Source organism: Phormidesmis sp. 146-20 (assembly GCF_052939475.1).
Genome location: NZ_JBJPHT010000018.1, coordinates 14,508 through 35,601, shown reverse-complemented (window position 1 = coordinate 35,601; position 21,094 = coordinate 14,508). Strand labels below are relative to the sequence as shown.

General features: G+C 48.0%; 12 protein-coding genes. 2 read left to right on the top strand and 10 right to left on the bottom strand.

What is annotated here, in order from left to right:
- Positions 1-265 precede the first annotated feature (265 nt).
- From ACKFKH_RS15860 to ACKFKH_RS15815, 10 genes are all read right to left on the bottom strand, one after another.
- Positions 266-3,103: a methyl-accepting chemotaxis protein gene (locus tag ACKFKH_RS15860; RefSeq protein WP_446859285.1), complete on the bottom strand. Its 2,838-nt coding sequence runs from the start codon at positions 3,101-3,103 to the stop codon at positions 266-268.
- Positions 3,104-3,282: 179 nt separating this feature from the next.
- A complete protein-coding gene (locus ACKFKH_RS15855; RefSeq protein WP_446859284.1) occupies positions 3,283-3,783 on the bottom strand; it encodes a chemotaxis protein CheW in 501 nt (166 codons plus the stop codon).
- Between the two features lie 2 nt (positions 3,784-3,785).
- Entirely contained in the window at positions 3,786-4,148 is a 363-nt protein-coding gene (locus tag ACKFKH_RS15850) for a response regulator transcription factor (protein ID WP_446859350.1), read from the bottom strand.
- Positions 4,149-4,214: 66 nt separating this feature from the next.
- A complete protein-coding gene (locus ACKFKH_RS15845) occupies positions 4,215-4,379 on the bottom strand; it encodes a hypothetical protein (RefSeq protein ID WP_446859283.1) in 165 nt (54 codons plus the stop codon).
- A 7-nt stretch (positions 4,380-4,386) separates the two neighbouring features.
- Positions 4,387-5,445, bottom strand: coding sequence for a response regulator (locus ACKFKH_RS15840; RefSeq protein WP_446859282.1), 1,059 nt, complete (start codon positions 5,443-5,445; stop codon positions 4,387-4,389).
- An 897-nt stretch (positions 5,446-6,342) separates the two neighbouring features.
- Positions 6,343-8,958: a UDP-forming cellulose synthase catalytic subunit gene (gene bcsA / locus ACKFKH_RS15835; protein ID WP_446859281.1), complete on the bottom strand. Its 2,616-nt coding sequence runs from the start codon at positions 8,956-8,958 to the stop codon at positions 6,343-6,345.
- Positions 8,959-9,020: 62 nt separating this feature from the next.
- Positions 9,021-11,432, bottom strand: coding sequence for a cellulose biosynthesis cyclic di-GMP-binding regulatory protein BcsB (locus ACKFKH_RS15830; protein WP_446859280.1), 2,412 nt, complete (start codon positions 11,430-11,432; stop codon positions 9,021-9,023).
- A gap of 223 nt (positions 11,433-11,655) precedes the next feature.
- Positions 11,656-13,983, bottom strand: coding sequence for a tetratricopeptide repeat protein (locus tag ACKFKH_RS15825; RefSeq protein ID WP_446859279.1), 2,328 nt, complete (start codon positions 13,981-13,983; stop codon positions 11,656-11,658).
- A complete protein-coding gene (locus ACKFKH_RS15820; protein WP_446859278.1) occupies positions 13,980-15,707 on the bottom strand; it encodes a hypothetical protein in 1,728 nt (575 codons plus the stop codon). The genes ACKFKH_RS15825 and ACKFKH_RS15820 overlap by 4 nt, the downstream gene beginning before the upstream one ends.
- A gap of 843 nt (positions 15,708-16,550) precedes the next feature.
- Positions 16,551-17,264, bottom strand: coding sequence for a pentapeptide repeat-containing protein (locus ACKFKH_RS15815; protein WP_446859277.1), 714 nt, complete (start codon positions 17,262-17,264; stop codon positions 16,551-16,553).
- 673 nt (positions 17,265-17,937) lie between these two features.
- Between ACKFKH_RS15815 and ACKFKH_RS15810 the strand changes: the two genes are divergently transcribed.
- Positions 17,938-18,825: a hypothetical protein gene (locus ACKFKH_RS15810; RefSeq protein ID WP_446859276.1), complete on the top strand. Its 888-nt coding sequence runs from the start codon at positions 17,938-17,940 to the stop codon at positions 18,823-18,825.
- 1,052 nt (positions 18,826-19,877) lie between these two features.
- The gene (locus ACKFKH_RS15805) at positions 19,878-21,053 is read left to right on the top strand and encodes a response regulator (RefSeq protein WP_446859275.1); all 1,176 of its coding nucleotides are present in this window, start codon (positions 19,878-19,880) and stop codon (positions 21,051-21,053) included.
- The last annotated feature ends 41 nt before the right edge of the window (positions 21,054-21,094 follow it).

The window sequence follows — 21,094 nt, the reverse complement described above, 5'->3', positions numbered from 1 at the left end:
GGGTGAATTATGATGGAAACTTACCGTCAATTGTTTTTTATGCTCGTTTTTTGATGAATTAACGCGATGTGCAACTTTAATTCCATGTCCCCTTTTTTTAAGGGGCTACCGTGTACACACAAGTGGATTGGTCAGTCATTGCCGATTTAGGGGGCTGAAGCCGACTGAAACGAAGCGATTAACGAAGCCATTCACGACTTGTGTGTACACGGTAGTTTTTTAAGGAGAACTCAAAGAAGTCGCCTCTACAAGGATGGTAGTTAAGTTAGCTGATTTTGAATGTGCCGACAGAGGCTTGAAGTGCCTGGGCAACTTCGACCGTTTGCCGCAATGAGTGAGAAACCTCCAGAGAGGACTTAGAGGTGTTGCCAGAAATGTGAGCAATTTTTTCCATCAAAGTGGTGATAGTTTTGGAGGTTTGCACCTGAGAGACAGTAGCGGTAGAAATCGACTGCACTAGCTGATCAAGTTCGCGTGAAACCCCGACAATGTTCTCTAAGCTTTGTTTAGCGCTTTCTACCGATCGCGTCCCTTCTACAACCTGAGTCGTGCCTTGTTCCATTGCTTGCACAACTTCGCTGGTTTCTCGCTGAATCGTCGCAACAATCTGTTCGATTTCGCGGGTAGCAGTAGCCGATCGGGTCGCTAAATCAGCCACTTCTTCGGCCACCACCGCAAAGCCCTGACCATCTTCACCTGCACGAGCAGCCTCGATCCCAGCGTTAATGGCCAGTAGATTGGTTTGCATCGCGATCTGGTTGATCAGCGACACCACTTTAGAAATTTGTTGAGACGATTCGCCCAACCGTTTCACCTTTTTAGTGGTTTCGCCAATGGTTTCCCGCAGACCCAAAATGTTGCGGACTGTCAAATCCATTGCTCCCCCTCCTGCTTCGGCGGTGTTGAAAGCAGTGCGGGTGACGGCGGCAGCTCGTCGAGCATTGTCCGCAATTGACTGAATAGAAGACATCATCTGCTCCACCGCATTTAAGGTCTGAGTCGTCTCCTCGGCTTGCTTAAGCGATGTGTCGGCTAGATGGCGAATAGATTGTTCATTGTCGTTGAGGGCAGTGTTGACCTGCACCGCAGACTGCTTGACCTGAGTCACAATCTGCCGGAGACTTTCAACGATCGCGTTAAAGAAGTCAGCCACAATCCCAATGTCACCCGCTGTCACATCTGCCCGCACGGTGAGGTCTCCCTGGGCAGCTCCTTCAATGTCTTCTAATAGCTGCAAGAGTTGAGTTTGTAGTTCCTGCTGCTGGTGCTGCCGCTCTGCTGCCGCTTGGCGGGCCTGTTCGCGTTGACCAAACAGTTCTACTTGTTCGAGTACAAAACCGACCTGTACAGCCGCTTGACGCATAAAATCGAGGTCAGCATTGTGCCACGATCGCGGGACAGAGCACTGATGCACTACCAGCAGACCAATTAATTGGGCATTCACCATAATGGGAGCAACGATACTGGCTTTGATCTGAAAGAGGTCGAGTTGAGTTCGATAACAGGGATCGAGTTGGGCGGTGTCAGTGTCGTTGATCGCCTGAACCCGGCCTTGCCGATACTTCTCGACATAGTTTTGAGCAAAGCAAGGATCAGCAATGTTGGCATTGAGTGTCGAGTTAAAGCCAAAAGCAACGGATTCGGCAACAATGCTGCCTTGCCAGGTACTATCAAACAAATAAACGATCGCGCGATCGACTTGTAGCGCCCCCCGCAGATCTCTCACAGCCGTTTTTAACACGTCATCAAAGCTGACAGCTTGTTGAAGGTTGGCGATGACGCTTCCTAGACGCTGCGAGCGTTGGGCATTTAGTGTCTGCTCGTCTAACAACAGTTTTAATTGACTAGCCATCTGGTTGATGTTGAACCCCAGCATTGCCAATTCGTCTTGTCCCTGGACGGGCAGGCGAGTGTCTAATTCCCCTTGTCCCAACTTTTCTACTCGACTAGCCGCGACCAACATCGGTTCGATCATCCGTTTTGCAAGCAGAGCCGCTATCACGCCGACTACTGCTGCTGTAAGGAGTGTGCCGACTCCGATCGCAATCAGCAGTTGATACAAGGGAGCAAAGACGGTAGTGGTATCCTCAACCAACCAGGTTTCCCAACCGAGTGGAGGAAGTCCTTCTAGGGTTGTGGGCGGACTATAGCTCACGAGTTCTCCAGCCCCAGATCCATTGTTGCTCACAACGCTACTAGCAATTTTAGCTGCTCTCAAGGAGGCTAATGAGGGGGTGGTTTGCGGGGCTTCTCGTCCCAAATTCTCTTTACGGGAAGACACAAAAATCTTGCCAGTCGAGTCAGCAAGATTATACTCTCGTCCCTGTGTTAGATAGGGCTGAACGACCTCTCCTAAGCGACTTAAAGGAATCACAGTGCGAACGATCGCAATCGTCTTACCGCTCACAGCATCCATCACAGGAGCCGCCAGGTAAACCACAGGGTCGCGACTGAGGTTAGCAACAACGCTCTCAATGTAGGGAGTATCGCTCTGTAGTACCGCCTGGAAGTAGGCTTCAGTTTTCTGATTAGGAACATTGCGCCCTTTAGACTGTGCGATCGCATCCCCATTCAGGTTGAGTACCGCTACATTTTCATAGATCTCAGAGGCTTCTACAAATTTATTGAGTACGGACTGCTTTTCTTCAGAAGAGGTACTCTCTCGGACTTTTTCAATCGTCAACAAAGGTAACTGAGCCAGAACTTGCACATCATCATAACGCTCTAGCATAAAGCGATTGACCTGATCAGATAGCTTGACTGCATTAGCCTGTCGGGTGGCGCTAATTTGTTGGCGCAAGGAGTGGTCTGTCAAGGTAAACGCGATCGCCCCAACACTGAATACAGGCAACACGCCAATGGTAATCGCCAAAAGTGTCGCTTTATTGCCCAACCCTACTTTCTGCCAGCGCCGCACTAAGCGAGAACGGGGAGGATTAACCATTTCAGAATCGACCTGTGGCATCAACCGATCAGGGGAGCGATCGCTCGGTAACGGAGTCCGCGATTCGTCGGGTTGTAGATCGGGCAGTCCGGTGCGCGAGGAAACAGGTTGAGTCGTCTGCTGAATTCGCTGATTACTAACATCGATTTGGTCAACCATAGGGCAATCGGATTAAGTGAGAACAATGAGAAATGGCAAGTATCAACAACAGGTCAACTAAAATCTTGAGATTGGCGGAGAAGCTGAGACTGTGAACCTTTGATTTTTAGTCCAGAACCTCAGTTCTTAAAGCCTTGTTGAACAAGGAAAACGATATTGAGCCAGGGGCAAGCAGTGAGCTAATGCTGATGTAAAACTGAAGACTGTAAAATTGCCTCAGTATCTAACGCCAAAAACAATTGTTGTTCCTGAAGCACACAGCCCCGCAAGTAGCCAACCAAATGGGTAGCAGCATGACTGGGGGGTGGTTGAATCTCGTCTGGCGGTAACCAAATCATGCCCTCGACTCGATGCACCGCTAGCGCGATCGCTTGAGCGCCTGAGCGTACCAGAATCAGATCATACTGTTGGGCCCGACTATCTAGCCGACCAATCCCTAACAACTTGGCCAGATCGACCGCCCAGAGAACGTGACTTCGCCGATTTAACAAGCCCAGAATACAAGCAGGCATCTTGGGCATGGCACTCAACCGTTGAGCAGGTAGCGCGAGTACTTCCTGAATCGACTTCATCGACACAATGGCGGGGGTGTCAGGGGTTAGTTCAAACTTAAGATAGGCTTCACCCAACACTTTTTGAGGGTTTTGAGCAGCGACGGTCAGTGCTGAAAGGCCCGCCATGACTAGTCTCCTAAAGATTTAACGGCGCGGATCAACTCTTCGCGAGTAAAGGGCTTGGTAATGTAGATGTCAGCACCCTGGCGCATTCCCCACAGGCGATCGATCTCTTGGGACTTAGAAGAACAAATAATCACGGGCACCTTTGCGGTTTCTGGCTGTTTCTTCAAACTTCGACAGAGTTCAAAGCCACTCATCCCAGGCATCACAACATCGGTAATAATCACATCGGGCTTGAGTTCTATTACTTTGTCGAGCGCTTCTTTGGCACTTAAGGCTCCCACGACAGTATACCCCCCTTCCCGCAGATAATGGCTCAGTAATTCCATTTCTGAGAGGGTATCCTCAACAATTAAAACCGTACTCATTAGGGTCAAACTCATATAACGAACCATTCTCCTGAAAGCATCGCCCTGCCATTCTTAGAGATTTGACTAATTGCGGTGTCCAACTACACGCAGCAGTTTAGCAAAGCTTTGAACTTCGACAGACAGTGCAGTTTTTAACCAGCCATCCGGCCAGTATTCTTGTTGGATTAGTTGTCCATTACTGCCCTTTTTAGAAGTAGCCAGCGGATTGTTGAAACCCGCTTTGGACAACTTCGTTTTAGGTCAGATGTTTGAACACCATTTTGAGCAACTCGGTTTGAGTGAAAGGTTTAGTCAAGTACCCTGATGCCCCAACTAACTTGGCCTTCGCTCGATCGATAAACCCGGTATTGCCAGTCACCATGACGATCGGGGTATTCTTACAGTTGGGATGCCGCCGCAATAGTGAACAAAGCTCATAGCCGTCCAGATTGGGCATTCCTACGTCAAGCAAGATCAAATCTGGTCTACTCCGCACAACTTGCATCAAGGCTTTAACGGGGTCATTGATCATTAAAACCGAGAATTCTTCCTCCTCCAAAAATGAATTAATCGACTGTAAAATTGTGGGGCTGTCATCGATACAAGCGATCGTATGGCGAGTTCTAGAACTGCTTGCTGAAGCGGCTCCTCCATTGCGATTAAAAGTCTTTAACTGAGCCGAGGATCGCGAAAATTCTTGCTGTCTGCTACTAGACGTTGGTTCAGGTAAGCGTTCTACTACGGGTGGAGAAGGAACCGCAGCGGGAGACTGTCTAAACTGGCGGACGCGGAGTTGATTGTGACAATGTTCGACCAGCGATCGCAGGTCAAGCTGGCACAAATTTGGATAGTCTGCAAACTCACGCTTCTCGACGACCTCGTAGCTTCCTTCATTGATCACCAAAAAAGACTCGATGACTTCTTTAGCGATCGCTTCGATCAAGGCGGTAGCTTGAGCCAGGTTGAGATAATGTTGTTCAACTAACCAGCGGATCGCTTGAAAGTCGGCATTGGGGGTGAGTCGATGCTCAGGATTGGTTTCAAACAACACTCGCACCTGCACCCGGACTGCACTCACTAACCCTGGAATCTGACGACTGAGGTGACGGAGATGGCGATCGAGCCGCTCAAATGGATCGACGGAACTAGAGGCGTAGGTTAGCCACCCTTGATCTAGGTAGATGAGCCAATCCGTTGATCCATCTACAACCCGGAGACAACCACTGGAGTGGCGGCTAATTAATTGAGCTAACAAACTAAGTGGATGTAGTCGTTGAAAAGGTTGCTGTTCCACTGTAGACAGGGTGTTCATCATTGTTCTGCTTTTTGTGATGATATCGCGCAAATCACTGAATCAAATCACTGGATCAAATCACTGAATCAAATAGGAAATCCTGTAGTCTCCATTGAGAAGAGGGAAGACGATAACCAGGAGCTATGTTAATCAGTTTAATTAAGCTGACCTATTTACTAAAAAGGTTACTGCGAGGATTGCGGACTGAATAAGCAATCTCAAAAGCTAGTAACTATCTCTTAAACATCACCCTATTAAGACCTCATAATATGGATAAATGGGATCAATTGCTATACCTTTAAAGCTGACTTTACATTAAATTTAAATCAAACCTAGTAGAGTAAACCTCTTGCTACTCCTTCCAGGGTTAACACAGGAAAATAATGAGTATTAAAGAGGAGCTTGACGCAGAAATAAAATTCTAAGAAGCAGTGGTTTTATCACTTGTTAGCACCTGAAACGATAGATTTCTGAATGAGCTTTATCGATGAATTTTAGATGTACTTTAAGTCACTAGTGTCTTGAATTGCTGACCCGTAAGGGAAGCCGCCATTGTTGCTCTCGATTTCGTGTTGCTGCGCTGTCAAAGGAACTTAAGTTTGATAATTCAAGACTTGAGTGATTAGAGTTCAATCCGTAAAGTGAATTAGCTATGTCTTAATTTAAACAACTCGCTTACAAATACTCATGTAGAGATACATCTTTTTTCTTGAGAATGTCATCAAGATACATCTATAAATTAGTTCTTCTTGGCTTTCAAAGTAGGCTCAAGTTAGTTTTATGAAATTTCTAAAACTTATCAACAGGTAATTCTTACAATGCACAACTCTAACTTTGTGTCCCCCTTCTTAAGGAGGCTAGGGGGGATGTAACTTGTTCTGCTACCAGCAATATGACCTTTAAGGCATCCTCTCAGCCTTAATCGGAGGGATTTAGGGAGCGCAGCAGTTGCTTAATCTTGTCAGACTGTTGGCGGTGGAGTGAGTCTGGAAAAATTAGTTCTAGAACAATGCGATCGCGGGTGACCACTGAACTCGGACTCGAATTGCGGCTGATGGTTTGGGGCAAAAATCCGATCGTTTGCACCTGCGCTACTAAACTCTGTGGCGTATATTGTGTTTCGCTTGTCGCAATCAACAGACCCAGCAAAGGTTTTGTTTGTTGGATTAGCGCCAGCTTTAACCAGGGGTAGTTATCCATTTCCAGACGCACCTCTCTAGCTCCCATTGCTGTAATCTTCACCCAGGGAATCTGATCGCCCCAGCCCTCCCAGGAAACCTGCGCTGGTAGCTGCATCTGCTGGCGAACTTTCATCCCTGCTTCTGGTTGCAGTTCTCGAAAGACTCTGATGATGCTGGTGGTGATAAACTTGAGCGATCGTAGATGGTGATCACGTTCTAGACGTTGCTGAGAATACCATTGTTGAACATCTGAGTAGAGTACTACAATCAAATCGTCTAGTTGGGTACGGCTAGGATTGATAAACCTCACGGCTAACAAAGCCTGGAGCCGACTGGTTGCAGTTCCCCGAATAATTTGAGCATTTAACAGCGCTCTGGCACCCCAATCCCCGATTAACTCTACCCGCACTTCGTCGTGAGTATTGGGCCAAACATCCAACATAATTTGACACCCCGTTTCGCTAATGTTTACGGTCTTACCTGTCCAACTTTGGTCGCTGCTGTGAATGATTGCAGTCAACTCGCGAGGTAGACGGTGAGATTGCCGCAGTTGAGGTTGTTCAAAGGCTACCAAGCAGGCGGCGACTACTAATAGCAGATTAAAAATGCACCAAAAGGCATTGATCAGCACAGCCTGCGCCTCACCGGGACTTAACATCAACCAAAAAGGCACCGCTAACAAAGATGCAGCAGTCAACGTTCCTAAAATCACAAGATACCGCACACTTTCTAAATCAAAGCTACGCTTGCTGACGGTTAAGCCTTTGTCGGTCACGTTAAAACTTCCCAATTTAGGATTAACGAGCGCCAACAGCGTAACAATGCCCGCCTGGAAAGATAGCGCAAACTCATAGATTTCATTCCAAAACGAAAAGCGTACATGCTTATAAGGAATGTGATTTGTCTGCATCGATAGAATGATGTGAGGTAAGGCATAAAACAGCGTTTCAACGCCCAGTCCTTTGACAGGATTGACCCCCAACAGCAGGTAAAGCGTTGGTGCAACTACATACATCAAGCGCGGAAACCCAAAGAAAAAGTGAGAGGTTGCACTAAAGTAGCAGATTCGCTGTGCTAGACGTAGATTGAGCTTGCGATTAAAGAGCGGATTTTCTAACCGTAAAATTTGCGCCATGCCCCGCGCCCAGCGAACTTGTTGTCCCACATAGGCTGAGAATGTTTCGGGGGCTAACCCTGCCACCATAATTTTGTCGTAGTAGACCGTCTCATAGCCGAGGGAGTGTAAGCGCAGCGAGGTGTGACAATCTTCTGTAACGGTTTCGGTTGCAATCCCGCCAATCTCTAACAAATACTCCCGCCGAATCACCGCAGCCGAGCCACAAAAGAAGGCCGCATTCCAGTAATCATTGCCCTTTTGCAGCACCTTGTAGAACAATTCATTACCAACGGGAACCTGACCTGCGGTGAGTAGATTTCGTTCAAACGGGTCAGGATTGTAGAACCAATGAGGGGTTTGTACCAGCGCTACTTTGGGATTGGTGAAAAAGCCTACCGTATGCTGCAAAAAGCCCCGTGCGGGAATGTGGTCACAGTCCAAAATCAGAACTAAGTCACCGTGGGTTCTTGGTAAAGCCGTGTTGATGTTGCCTGCTTTGGCGTGGTTGTTGTCATCGCGAGTTAGCAGAATACAGTCGAGTTCTTCGCAGAGTTGTCTCAAGGCTTCACGGCGGTTCGCAAATTTTTCGGCTCGCCCATCATCCAGAATGTAGACCTGTTTTTTAGCCATCGGATACTCGATCGCCAGGGCCCCCAGTACCGTTTTGCGAACGATCTCAACGTCTTCGCTGTAGGTTGGGATGTAGACATCTACGGTCAAAAGCTGTTCTGGTGTGAGACTGGATAGAGGAATGGGCTGGCGATCTTTACTTTTTAAGGTTTGAAAGTAAGACAGAAACAGCGTCCCAACCGCATACATTTCTGCAATGTATAACAGCACCGAAAATAGGGTGTTGAGCCAACCATCAAAGTTAATGGTGTAGTTGGTGCGGTAATAAAAATACCGTCCCGTTGTGAGGGCGCTGATGGTCAGTAGAAATAAGTGCAACTGTTCGCTGTGATGGCGATCGGCAGATTGTTCCTCCCAACGCAACACGATCGCGCCGACTGCGACAAGGATGACTGCCAAGACACCCTGCTCCCAACTAGCCAGACGGATTGTTAGCAGTGGCAAACAAAGCCACAACCCAGCCCCCAACAACATCAGCGTTTGCCGTCGTCCCAATCCTTTTAAAAGATGGTTTGCAGCATCAGGCAAGTGATCGACTAGCCAGCTTAATAAACCGTCTATTCTCAATTTTGGTAAGTTGGAGAGCATGGGCGCTAGGAGAATCATGGGGCTTTGAATCTTGAATTAAATCAACTGAAACACTGAATGACTGGGCGACAAATCTACTATTAACGCTTCCGCCTGACAGGTTTTTCTAGTTCTGAATCGACTGTAGGTTGGCTAAAACGTTTCAGATAGGATTGGAAAATGGCGTAGAGGAGAAGTGAGGCAACGATAGTAAAGGGAGCAATGGTGAACCAATTGTTCCAGAGCGATCGCCAGAGTTGTCCAAATACATTCGCGTCGGTGAGTTCGCGGGTTTGGCGAGCGTTTTGTAAAAACTCCAGGCTGTAGGCTTGGGGATCGTAGGGCGAGGGATTTGCGGTATTGGCTTTAATTAATACCGTGTCGTTTTTGAGTTGATAAAACAAATCGTCGCGGCTGAGTAAATCGCGCACCTGTGCTAATCCTTTGTCTGTTTGTCCGCTTAAGGTGAGTAAGACACGATCGGCGTTCCAGGGTGAGACAATTTCTTTGATTACGCCCTGTTCGTCAGACAAGGTTTGGAGTTGTGCCTCGTTAAGCTGGCGCGAGAAGAGTGCTTTTAAGTTAAACCCTCCGGATTCAAAGCCTTGGGTGAGAGGAAGGTTGTTTCGGGTGCCAAGAGCGATGAGATGGCGATCGTTGCGAATCGGGTTGGGTAATTTGCCCTGGTACACATCCAATTTGACGGATTCAGCCCGACTGATGCGGCCTAGTCGTTCGGACAGTTCTAGCATTAACAACAGATCGGCAGACGTAGGGTTTTCGGGGACTACGATCGCCGTGCGAGACAAATCCTGCGGAGCCGCAAAGGGAAACCCATATTGCAACAGTTGCAGATCAGGAACTTGGGCCAGGGTGTCGCGTTTGAGGTCAAAGTGAGTGTCGTTGTGAAGGGTCGCCCACAGTTGTTGATCGGTCGCACGATTGCACGATCGCCGTTCACGAGGATCAAGTTGAAACCGCACCTGAAGCTTAGAAAATGGCTTGATGCGATCTTCTGGTAGCGTTAAGCGCATGGTTTGCCGCACGGCTCCTTGGTCAGAGTCAAGGCGATTACCCTGCACAGCAACTCCATCCAGTTGCACTTCCATCATGGAGGTGAGTGGGTTGACCTGGGGACTATAGCTAAAACGCAAATCTACTACATTGCCTGGCTTAAAGCGATCGTCCGGTAAGGCGCGAAAATCGATTTCAATCGGAGGCGCTTCAGCCCCGCGCACAGTGACATCTGAGAATGGTTTGTTGTCAAAATCTCGAAGATCACTCAGGTTAAAAGAATTCGTCGTTGGCAAGTAGGCGGGCCATTCTCGTAGGGGCGGCGTGGGCACTTCGTCTACTGTCTGAATGATCAGGGTTTGTCCAGTTCCTAGTTGACGATCGCGGGCTTGAATCAAAAACTGTACGGCTTTAGCAACCCCTGCTTCCCCATTGCCCGTTGCGACTAAAACCAGCTTTTCGGTTTCTACTTTAGTCCAGAACAAAACACCGACATCGGCAGGAAGGGGCTGTTGTTTTTGATCCAGAATTTGCCCATTTTTGAAAGCGATCGGTGCTTTGAGCTTGGTTAATATCGGTTGCGCTTTGGGTGTTCCAACAATGACTAGTTTTTCATTGGGTTGTAGGGGGTCAGAGGCTTTTAACAAGCGAGTCTCGATCGGGCGAAATTGAGCCAGTCGTCCCAGTGAGGCTTGTAGTCGCGCTGTGGTTGTCAGCCAGGTTTCATTCATCTGGTCGGGTAACAGATAAGAAATCTGGTTTGGTTCTAGACTGAGCTTGTCATAGAGCGGGTAGGGGTAGCGGTTAAAGTCTAGCGCCACGGGCTGTGGCTCAAAGTCAAACACCAGTTTAGAATCAGGCAGTACCTCAGTCCACAATGACGGATCAAAGGGATCTTGGGTACAGGTGGGGGAGTTGTTTTGCAGAGCCGCAATTACAATTTCGTTGTAGTCCTGCAAAATGCGAGTCGGCACATCATACACCGCATCGGCTAACTCACCTTCTTTACGATTGAGAGGCACACTTCCAACACTGGTGCCGTTGACCAAAACAGTGAGATTCGATCGGGTTGCATACAACGCTGGAGAATGTCGAAACCGCAGCATCACTTTTGCGGATTTAGGTTGCCAATTTTGTGGGCGAGTCACCTGTAGTCGCGCTTCGTCATAGATGCCTTGAAGTCGGAGGCGATGTCCCACGATCGGGCTACGATTAAACTCCAACACATACTGACCCGCTTTAGCTGGCTGAATGAATTCTGTTGGTTTGACGGTTCCTGGCTGAGGATTTTCTTCCTGGGGCTGTATGGGTTCTACATTGGGCGACTTGGGAGGTGGCATCTCAGTCGCTGCATCGGGAGCGGTGTCGGCGGCAGGCTGATCGGGAGGTGGGGTCTGAGCCTGAGCGATCTGAGGTGGGGTGACGAATAACTGCCAGCCCAGTGAGCTAAGGAGTATTCCTAAAATAAAAGCATTAAGGATTCGCGATCGCCGATTCATACCCCACTCCTCTGATAGACTCTGTTACCGTCTCTGTTGTTTGTGCTCACTAGCCAGAGGAATGGTTGATTCCCCCTCTCGCCTGCCACCTGTCGCTGTCTCAACCCCATACCTGATATCGCATTCATTCTGTTAGTCACCTTCATTCCACAATCCATACACCCTCGACATCACCGAACCACAAACAATGAGACAGAAGTCGCCACAGGTCAAATTGCCATTCCTAGTACCGTTCCCAGGCGGGTTGAAATCCTCGTCGCTTGAGGCGATCGACTTCTAGCTGGATAATGCGATCGGATAGCTGAGAATCTGGTGTTGCTTTCGCCGCTCGTTCAGTTTGGATAGTTCGCAACTGGTGAAGGGCCGAGAAGGCTTGATCTTGGGCCAGATCAATTTCAGCTAGAATCCGTCGGGTCTCCCAATCTGGTTTCAGCGCTAGAATCTTGCGATACAGTAGTCTGGCTTCGTTTAATCGCCGTTGTTGAAAGCGCACTCCACCCAAAGCACTCAGTGCATCTAAGTTGTCAGGCTGACGCTGCACGATAGTTTCATAAGCACGACTCGCCAGATTGAGATCGCGCAACTGTTCGCCTAGTTCACCCTGGATAAAGTAAGCAGTGATGCTGTCAGGGTTGCGTTCAATCATCTGACTAACGCGGGATTTTGCCTGTGCCGGATCGCGCATCGCTAACACTTGAATCAATCGCCGCTGAATGGCTAAGTTATCAGGATCAATCGCCAGCAAGGTATTGTATAGGTCTTCTCGTTGGGGAGCAGCAGGTAAAATGCCGACTAAGCTGAATAACTCAGGGGGGGGATCACTCAGTTGAGCTTGCGATCGACTCAACCATTGATTTAATGCAGCTTCTGCGTCTACTTGAGTAATCCGACGAGCGCGGTAAGCCAGCCCAACCTGACCCAGCCTGATCTGCTCATCCTGCGGGTTTAGCATCAACAGTTGGTCATACGCCTGCATCGCTTCGTCAAACCGTCCCTGCTGCTGTCGAATGCCAGCTAATCCGAGTAGAGCCTGTCTGCGAATTGTCGCTTTGGGATTACGAGCAACCAAGGCTTCGTAGCGTTGAGCGCTGGCATCTAGTTTTGCTTCCCGTCGTTCAACTTCAGCTAGTAGCAATTCAGCCGTGAGATCCTGCGCCCCGATCGCACTGCGCTGATAGGCTGCGATCGCTCCCTTAGCTGCCCCAAAATCGCCCGTTTGCAACAGCATTTGAGCAATCCGATAGTTGAGAAATGGCACATCCACACGATTCTCTAGTAGGGACTGATAAACAGGCAACAGGTCAGCATCCGGAGCTTCTAACTGCGCCAGCGATCGTGCCAGGCTTTGCTGCTCTGCGACACTCGTAGGTAAGGGTTGCAACAAGCTCTTTAACTGCTGGCTCAATTCACGCCGACTGATGGTTCCTAGCTGTCGCTGTAAGCCTAATTGTTTGATGGTCAGACTGAGATCCGGTTGAGCAATCTGCTGATAACGCTGCAATGCTTCGGCGCGGGTGTCTGGCAGTTCACTCAACACATCTGCGACTTCGATCGCTAGCCCCCTAGATGGACTAGTCTCCTGTTTTAGCGCCAGACGATACAGGTCGATCGCTTGCCGAAGTTGTGTAGCATCTCCGGTTTGACGAGCGATCGTACTCAGCGCTCTTGCTAATGGCAGGGTTGCCTGGGGGTCGGTGCGGAGCGGTTCTAAGACTTCTGCGGCTCGATTGGAGTTACCTGCGGACTGATACGCCAAAGCTAAAGAGGTTCGCAGTTCGACAGAGGATGTTGCGGTTAACCGGGATTCTAAAAGCTGAACGGCGGCGGCTGGATTGCCCGTTTCGCGGAGGGCTGTCGCATAGGCAGGTAGCGCATTGTCTGGCACCGTTTTTCCGAGTTTGCGATAGCGATCGAATAGCCTCAATCCCTCCTGATAATCACCGCTAAACGTGTAGATTTGCGCGGCTTCCAAAATCACCTCTGGTTTAGGACTGCGGGGCAGCACCAGTTGATAATCTGCGATCGCTTCGGTAAATCGGCCCTGATAGCCCAGTAGTAGCGCCCGTTGCGATCGACTTTGATCATCGTTCGGATTTAGGGCTAATAGCGTCGTCAGGGCTTCGATTCCCTTTGCCTGCCAAACCGGACGATAGCTTCCCAGAATGCCCACCGCGGTCAAGGCAGCGCGATTTTGAGGATCTAACTGTAATACCTGCTGATAAGCGTTCCAAGCGTTGGCATCCTGTCCAGCTTTTTGATAAGCGATCGCTAACCCCAACCGATCATCCAGCGATCGAGGATTCCTTTGCAAAGCTTGCTCAAAGGCTTTGATCGCTTGATCCACCCAACCTTTGTTTAATAAGGTGTAACCAGGACTTGCGGGTTGAGCCAGAATTGGAGTGACGGTGCCCAGTGTTAGAATGCTCGCGATCGCAACACTCAACAATCGATAATTGAGCCAGGAAAGCTGACCAGACGGTGCAATCTTCTCTCTAGTAGATTGAGTCTTTTGATGCTCAACGTCTTTGATAACGTCTTTGATATTGTTCATCTTCTCCCCCGTGGACTCACATCAAACTCTGTTCTCAAGCGAAACCCAACCACCGTCTCTGAGAATTCATTTCGTTGTTGAACCATCACCCCAGCCCGCAAAAACTTAGACACTCGCAGGTCGTAATAGACCTCTAAGACATCCGGAACTTTGGCATCCGAATCGCGACGCAGATCTTCGTTGGATAACTGTCGTCCGTAGCCAATCCCTAGGCGATCGTCTCGTCCAAACAAATCTAGCCAGGTCACCCCAAAACTGAAGGTATCGCCGCCCTGCCCCAGCGTTATGTTGTCATAGCGCCCATAGCGCCCAAATAAGCCCATTTTTAACTGTGGGATATAAACTTCTGCATTGATTCCGTAAGCAGTCTCTCGATCGCCACTGGCTAACCCAAACCCATCGTCGCGAGGAAACTGAAAAATCTCCCGAAACCCCGTCCGCCGTCCAGCATCTCTAGAAGATACATAGGTGCCCCGAATGATAGCGGGCCCCAAGCGCACTCCCAACTCTCCCGCAAAGCTATCTAAAGCAAACTGGCTCAAGTCGCGGTTCGCCGAAAAGGTTGCCGCCTTGACTTCGATATTGTCGGTCAGATTCCAGTTGGCCAGCACTCCAATCCGCGATGAGACTCCCGCCGCACTTAAAGCTGGATTGGTTTGAAACGCTAGATTAAAAAAGTGACTCGCGCCATCTTTGGCGAAACTGTTGCGATCGAAGTAGGAGGTTAAATCCATTAGTCCCACCACAAACCGCAACTCTGGCAGGTTGGCAGGCGAGGTGGCGAAGTACAACTCGTTGAGGTCTAATCCCGTTCGGGGTGAATCAGCAAAAGCATTGCCAGTTGTCAGATCCACGACTGCCCCAAACATAGAATGAGGCGTAATGGCATAAGTTCCTGTTACCCTGGCTCTCGCTGACGATTCACTTCCTTCCTGTTTGAAAACGCCCTGTAGTTGAATCGAGGGCCGTCCCAAAATTGCGCTTCCCTGCCGTCGGACATCCGCTGAAGGCAACGGTTCTGAACTGGCTTGAGCCAACATTGAACCATCAGGCAAGCTAGATACTGTGGAATCTGCACCATTTGAGAACCCGACAAATCGCTCACTGCCAACATAGCTTGTCATATTAGCGGAATCGACCCAAGGCGCACTCGTCGATCGCTCTGGCGGCAGCGTCATCAACCTCGACTCTCCCATCCCTCGAACATCGCCCTGCGCCAGGTCTAATTCTGTCTGTGGCAAGCTACCGCGTGACTCTACGACTGCCCCAAACATAGAATCAGTCCGACTCGAATAGGTCGCCATCACTCTGGTGTCTAATCTGGGATTGTCTAACTTAGCGCTATCTAATGAATCATTCTTTTGTTTATAAACGGTCTGCGATCGAGTAAACGGCGTGGCTGGGCTGTTCTGGGATTGGACGATCGAAGGTGGAGATTCTGCATTGGCGATCGCTGTTTCGTCAGGCAAAATAGACGCAACAGAAGCCGGACTAGTCACCTCATCTGAGAAGCTAGCAAATTTCTCACTGCCAAGATGGTTAGTCAGACTCGCTGGATTGATCAAAGGCGCATCTTCTACCAGCTCCGGCGGCAGCGTTGCCAACACTGGCTCACTCAATCCACTAATCCCCGCTCCCGTGAGCGCTAATAGCCCACCTGCTCTAAGCCACAATAACCGATTCAGCCTGCTAGCGTGAATCGAGCGTTTAACCTGAGAATACATACTTTCTCCTCAAAATGGCATGGCACACACAATCAGTTATTTAGAACCGATCGTTAGAACTGAATTCTGGATGTGTGTCATCTAAAAGTCAGTGAATTTGACGTACAAGAAATTTGGCGTTTTTTGTAGAGAGACGGTTTCTCTCAAGCTAAAATGCCGGATCAGCAGGGATTTAGGTTGACAAACTCAGATTTGGTCATTAACCCAGCAATCATAGAAAGTGCAGTCCTGATCAGGTGAGCATTGCTCACAAAACTCTGCGGCTGATGGCAGTTACGGAGGGTAGGCTACAAAATCCATGTATTTTCAACAACTGGGGTAATAATAGCGCGGGTGAACACTGCAACTTTAGCCAAGATGACGTGCAACTAAAAATCTGAAGTCCCTGATTTTCTGAACCGACACAATCAGCAGCCTAGATTGTCGGTACAAGCCCATTAAATCGGTACAAGCACACTAAAACGAATGATTTGCGAACCCTGGTTGGACTGATTCAAAAGATATGCTACCTATAGAGGATTAAAGCCCTACTAAGTATTGATGCAGACTTATTATCACATCGGTTGCTAACCGCCCAAAGGTATTTAGACTTTTGAGGTGACATTTATTTCACTAATCCGCATAAATGATTGCACATCAGGAACATCTGCACCTGATCAAAGCTTCAAAATGGTTGCATTCGTCAACGAACAAACGTTGGGTCAATCCCTTCAGTAGTACCACCCACTTGCATCCGACATGTTACTGAATTCATTACCTCAATAGGACTGGTTTGTGAGACATTAATGAAAATCAATGATTATTATGAAGATCAGATAAAGCGACTAGTTTAACTCCGGAGTTCTAGTACGGAGTCGTCCCGTGGTACGTCAACCCGTCTGGCATGATTGTCCAATCGATCCAACAGTTGCTCAAATCAGTGTTAACAAGCTGTGCTTTGTGAAAATTGGCATACCGAATATCTGCACCCTTGAGATTAGTATTAACTAGTTTGGCTTCAATTAATATCGTTCCGTATAGGCTTGCATCCTGCAAATTAGTCTGATCAAATCGCGCCCGTCTAAAGTTTGCATCGCGCAATTCAGTGTTCACAAATGTTGTATTTTTAAGGATCGTCTTCGTCAGGTTGATGTTGAGAAGCTGCGATCGATTGACATTGGCACCCGTCAAATCAGCTTCTCGAAAATCTGCCCCTTGAGAATTGACGTTCTGAAGGTTGGCACCTCGCAGGTTAGCATAACTCAAAATAGCGTTGCTAAATTGACTGCGACTAAAGTTGGCTCCTGCTAAGTTTGCATTTTTCAAATTAGCGTTGGTTAAATTCAAGCCACTCAAATCAACGCCACTCAGATCACAACCGATGCATTGATTAGTGTCTAACAGCGTCTGCCGATTCGCCGCTTTGGTGGGGGCTACCGTGGAAGCAGATGACTGTACCACAGAAGAGCCAACTGGCTGGGCAACCAGTGTTTGATCGAGCGATCGTCGCAACCAGAATGCTGCTGATATTGAAGTGGTTAGCAAGATGAGTGCAACGAACAGAAAACGTGAAGTCATAAATTTTACCCAACACTAAGCTCTCAACTGCCAAAGGTTTCGATCGCAAGATGGCTTGAACGATATTAGAGGAGGTTTGAAAAGTTTCATTAGGGTTCAGCAGAACAGGCTGGTCTTCTCAGATTCCAGGAAGTCTACTCAGTAGAAGGCACCAACAAGACACTGAGAAAAACTGCTTTCACTATATCTAAAAACAAGCTAGTAACCCTGATCAGCAGGGCTAACACGAGGAAATTTTATAATTGAACAGTTTGGCTAACGGGTTTGTGTTCTTTAAGCTGTGTTTTACATAGTAGAGCATTGAACGCAATTCAATCTTTCTAGTGGATGCATTGGTCGAGTCTTCTAACGCGAACGAGGTAACCCTGTGCTTGCAAAAAGTTCTTTTTTTGTTGGGAGGTTCCGGTTTCTCTCAAAATCCTCCGGACTATTGCAAGATGGGTTCGTAACTTTGAGAGTGTCTTTCTGAAAAAAATATTATCTCTGTGCTCAAATTTAAAGTAGGTCAGCTTAATTAACCTGAAGGTAGAACCCTTTACCCATCTATCATGCAGGATTACGGAGCGTCTTCAATTTAGTTCTACTTTGCGATTTAATGCAATGTGCAACTTCAAATTCATCTCCATCGCGCTATTGACTCCCTCTCAATGCCTCCTTATGTGAATCACCCATCATGGACAAGTCCTTATTTAAGAAATTCCTGTTGCCTGGCATTTTAGTTGCTTGTGCTACTTTTTCGGGATTAATCTTCACATTGACATCGAGGCAGTCAACGCTCTTTTTAGCCGAAACAACCCCATCGCAGGAGGGCACTGTTCAGCGGCTATTAACAAATGAGCGTAAGGAACTTGCGATTCGCCATGTTGGGGTGTCTATTATTTTGAGTGTCGCGTCTGGAATAGCCACCATTGAAATGCTCAGAAGGTGGTATAAGTTTCAAACAAAAATTCAAGAAAAGTTGCAGCAATTTGAGGTCACCCAGCATTTTGTGACGACAGAAGAGGTTGCCACACCTTCATTCCTGGCTAATGATTTCCTCGATTCTGAAAAAGACACTGCCCTACCAGAAACCTTTAATCTAGACTTGCCGCCAACGATTGTTCTAGACGAATCTTCTGATGTTGCAGTCCTTGCTCCCCAAGCTGAACCAACTAGCTGGAATGATGTTGCCTTCTTCCGTTCACCAGTCTTTAATGCAGTAACCTCTAATTCAGCAGCCTCCCACTCACAGACCGAAGGGGTCGTCGCTGAACGCCATAGTTTTGCCCAGAATGGGTCTCGATCGGTTGCCCAACCCCCGATCGAGATGCCAATTTTAGAATTACAGCCACCCTACCAGACTCATCGTGTGACCCTACCTGGTTCTTCCCGTTATCAGTTTGCCATCTTGTTTGATGACCAGTCTTATTGCCTCGTCAAGTTAGAGAAAACGCGCGAGAATGCACTCAAAGTTGCAGCCTTGTTAGCTGACTTACATCAGCGGGTCATTATAACTAATACTAAGCGAGGGTATGCAATTTGGACTTGGCAAGCTCAGGCAAATCAAAAGTTTGTCCTTTGAGCTTGTAGTAATTGTCAGCATCCCAAGAACTGTAAATTAAATAAGCCCAAAGATCAGGTTACATTGAGCTTTGTGAGACGCACCGCTTTCAAACGTTAGTGGTGTGTTTTGCTGAAAGTGGTTGTTTGCGATCGACTAATCCTGATTGCACATTAAGTTTCTTCTCAAATAAAGATTGGTTTTTCCTGAAGTTGGGCTAGGGTTCAGTAGAGATACTAATCATTGTTGAGTTGGTATAAAGGTGCTAGAAAAATACTAACAACGGCGTATGAAGTTCAGCAAAAATGCTGGAAATTTTGAGAGAAAATAGCAAGAATGATGGTAACTTAGATTTTAGAGAATTCAACCCTGGCTGTTGGAACGAGATTTTCAGGGAACTAAGGGCTTTTACCACTACAAGGATTGTGACTCAAACACCTAAAACCACGGAAACTCACCAGGGTGTTCACATCGATGCAGCTACCACAGACAAGATTAAAAGTCGATCGGGTGCCTTTGACGAAGGTAGTTACGGCTAGAGACATCCCTTCATAACTAACTCAATAATGCAGAAAAGCATCCTGAGCATCTGTTTGGAAAGTTCGATCGATAACAGAATCTACTAGTCCCCTTACAAAAGGAGACTGTGAATTCGGTTCCTGCTTAAAGGCTTACCGTGTACACACAAGTCGTTGTCGCTTCGTTTCAGGCGGCTTCAGCCCCCTAAATCCCCCATTCTGGGGGACTTTGACAAAGGAAAGATTTCCAAAGTTCAAAGCCAGGACGACGGCTCAAAGTCCCCCATTTTTGGGGGATTTAGGGGGCGAAGGATCTCAGCAATGACAGATCGATCAACGTGTGTGTAAACGGCAGGCTTGAAGGCAGAGGCGATTTTAATAGAAGGAACTCCCAAAAATCTTGATTGTTCCGGTTTGCTTTGGGGCAAGTTGCTTCACCATCCATCTCAAGAATCATGGTTTCAAAATTCTTTTGCTCCAGCCCTGCTGTTTTTGGGGCGCTGAGTCTCTATCACATCCAAAAACTTTCTCTTAACAATGTTTACTCCCTCCTCTGTGAAATCGATAGAGCCTCCGATCGCAACTTACAAAGTGGAGACGACTGATGAACTAGCAAGACATATTCAAATTTTTACCCGTGAAAAAATCTCAGGGCGGCTCGACTTGAGTGTTCCCAACAGCGAGGGAGCCATGTGGAGTTTGTTTTTTCGACTGGGTTGTCTAACCTGGAGTGCTGGTGAAATGCATCCGCTGCGCCGTTGGAATCGACAACTCTATCAGCACTGTCCACATTTAGTCGCTGACTCTTTTGAACAACAAACAGGCCGTCCTCAGCACTGGGACTATAAATCTCTGATCAACCAGGTAAAACAGGGAAAAATTCAGCAAGGAACGCTGGCAGCGATCGTCGGAGGTAACATTCTAGAGATCCTGTTTGATGTCATTCAGGCAGAACAACACCCCCATCAACGTTCAGCAATGAAGCTGGACTACTACAACAAACTCCCTCAAGAACTCATTCATTCAACATTGGTTTCGATTCAAGCTGACCAGGCCTGGCAGCACGCAGAAAAAGCCTGGGCGATTTGGCAACAAGCAGGCTTGGTTAACTTTTCCCCTAACCTGGCTCCGATTATCTGGGACGAAGAGGGACTGCGACAGCAAACGTCTCTACTTGCTTACCACAACCTCTCTACGTTTGCCGATGGCAGTTGGACACTACGGGACTTGGCCATCAAGCTAAAACAACCCCTGGTGCCCTTAACACAGTCTCTCATGCCCCACGTTACTCAAGGGATGATGGGGCTAACGCTGGTCAGCGACATCGCCTTTCAGGTCAAGCCTAGTAAAGGGCCTTTGGTTGCCTACATTGACGACAGCCGATTTGATAGTGCAACAATGGAGCGCATTCTAATCCCGGCTGGCTATCGGTTCATCAACATTCGCGATTCAGTACAGGCGCTACCAATGTTACTAGAACACAAACCTGACCTGATCTTTTTGGACTTACTCATGCCAGTCGCCAATGGTTATGAAGTGTGTGCCCAAGTTCGTCGCATCTCAGCGTTTAAAGAGACTCCAGTGATTATTCTCACGAGTAGTGACGGGATTGTCGATCGCGTGCGCGCAAAAATTGTTGGCTCTTCTGGCTTTTTGGCAAAGCCGATCGAGTCAGACAAAGTGCTATCTGCATTACGGCAGCATTTATCAGTTTCCTCCGTAACATTCTAATCAGGGTGCCGATTTGAAGAACGTTGTATTACGAGAACATT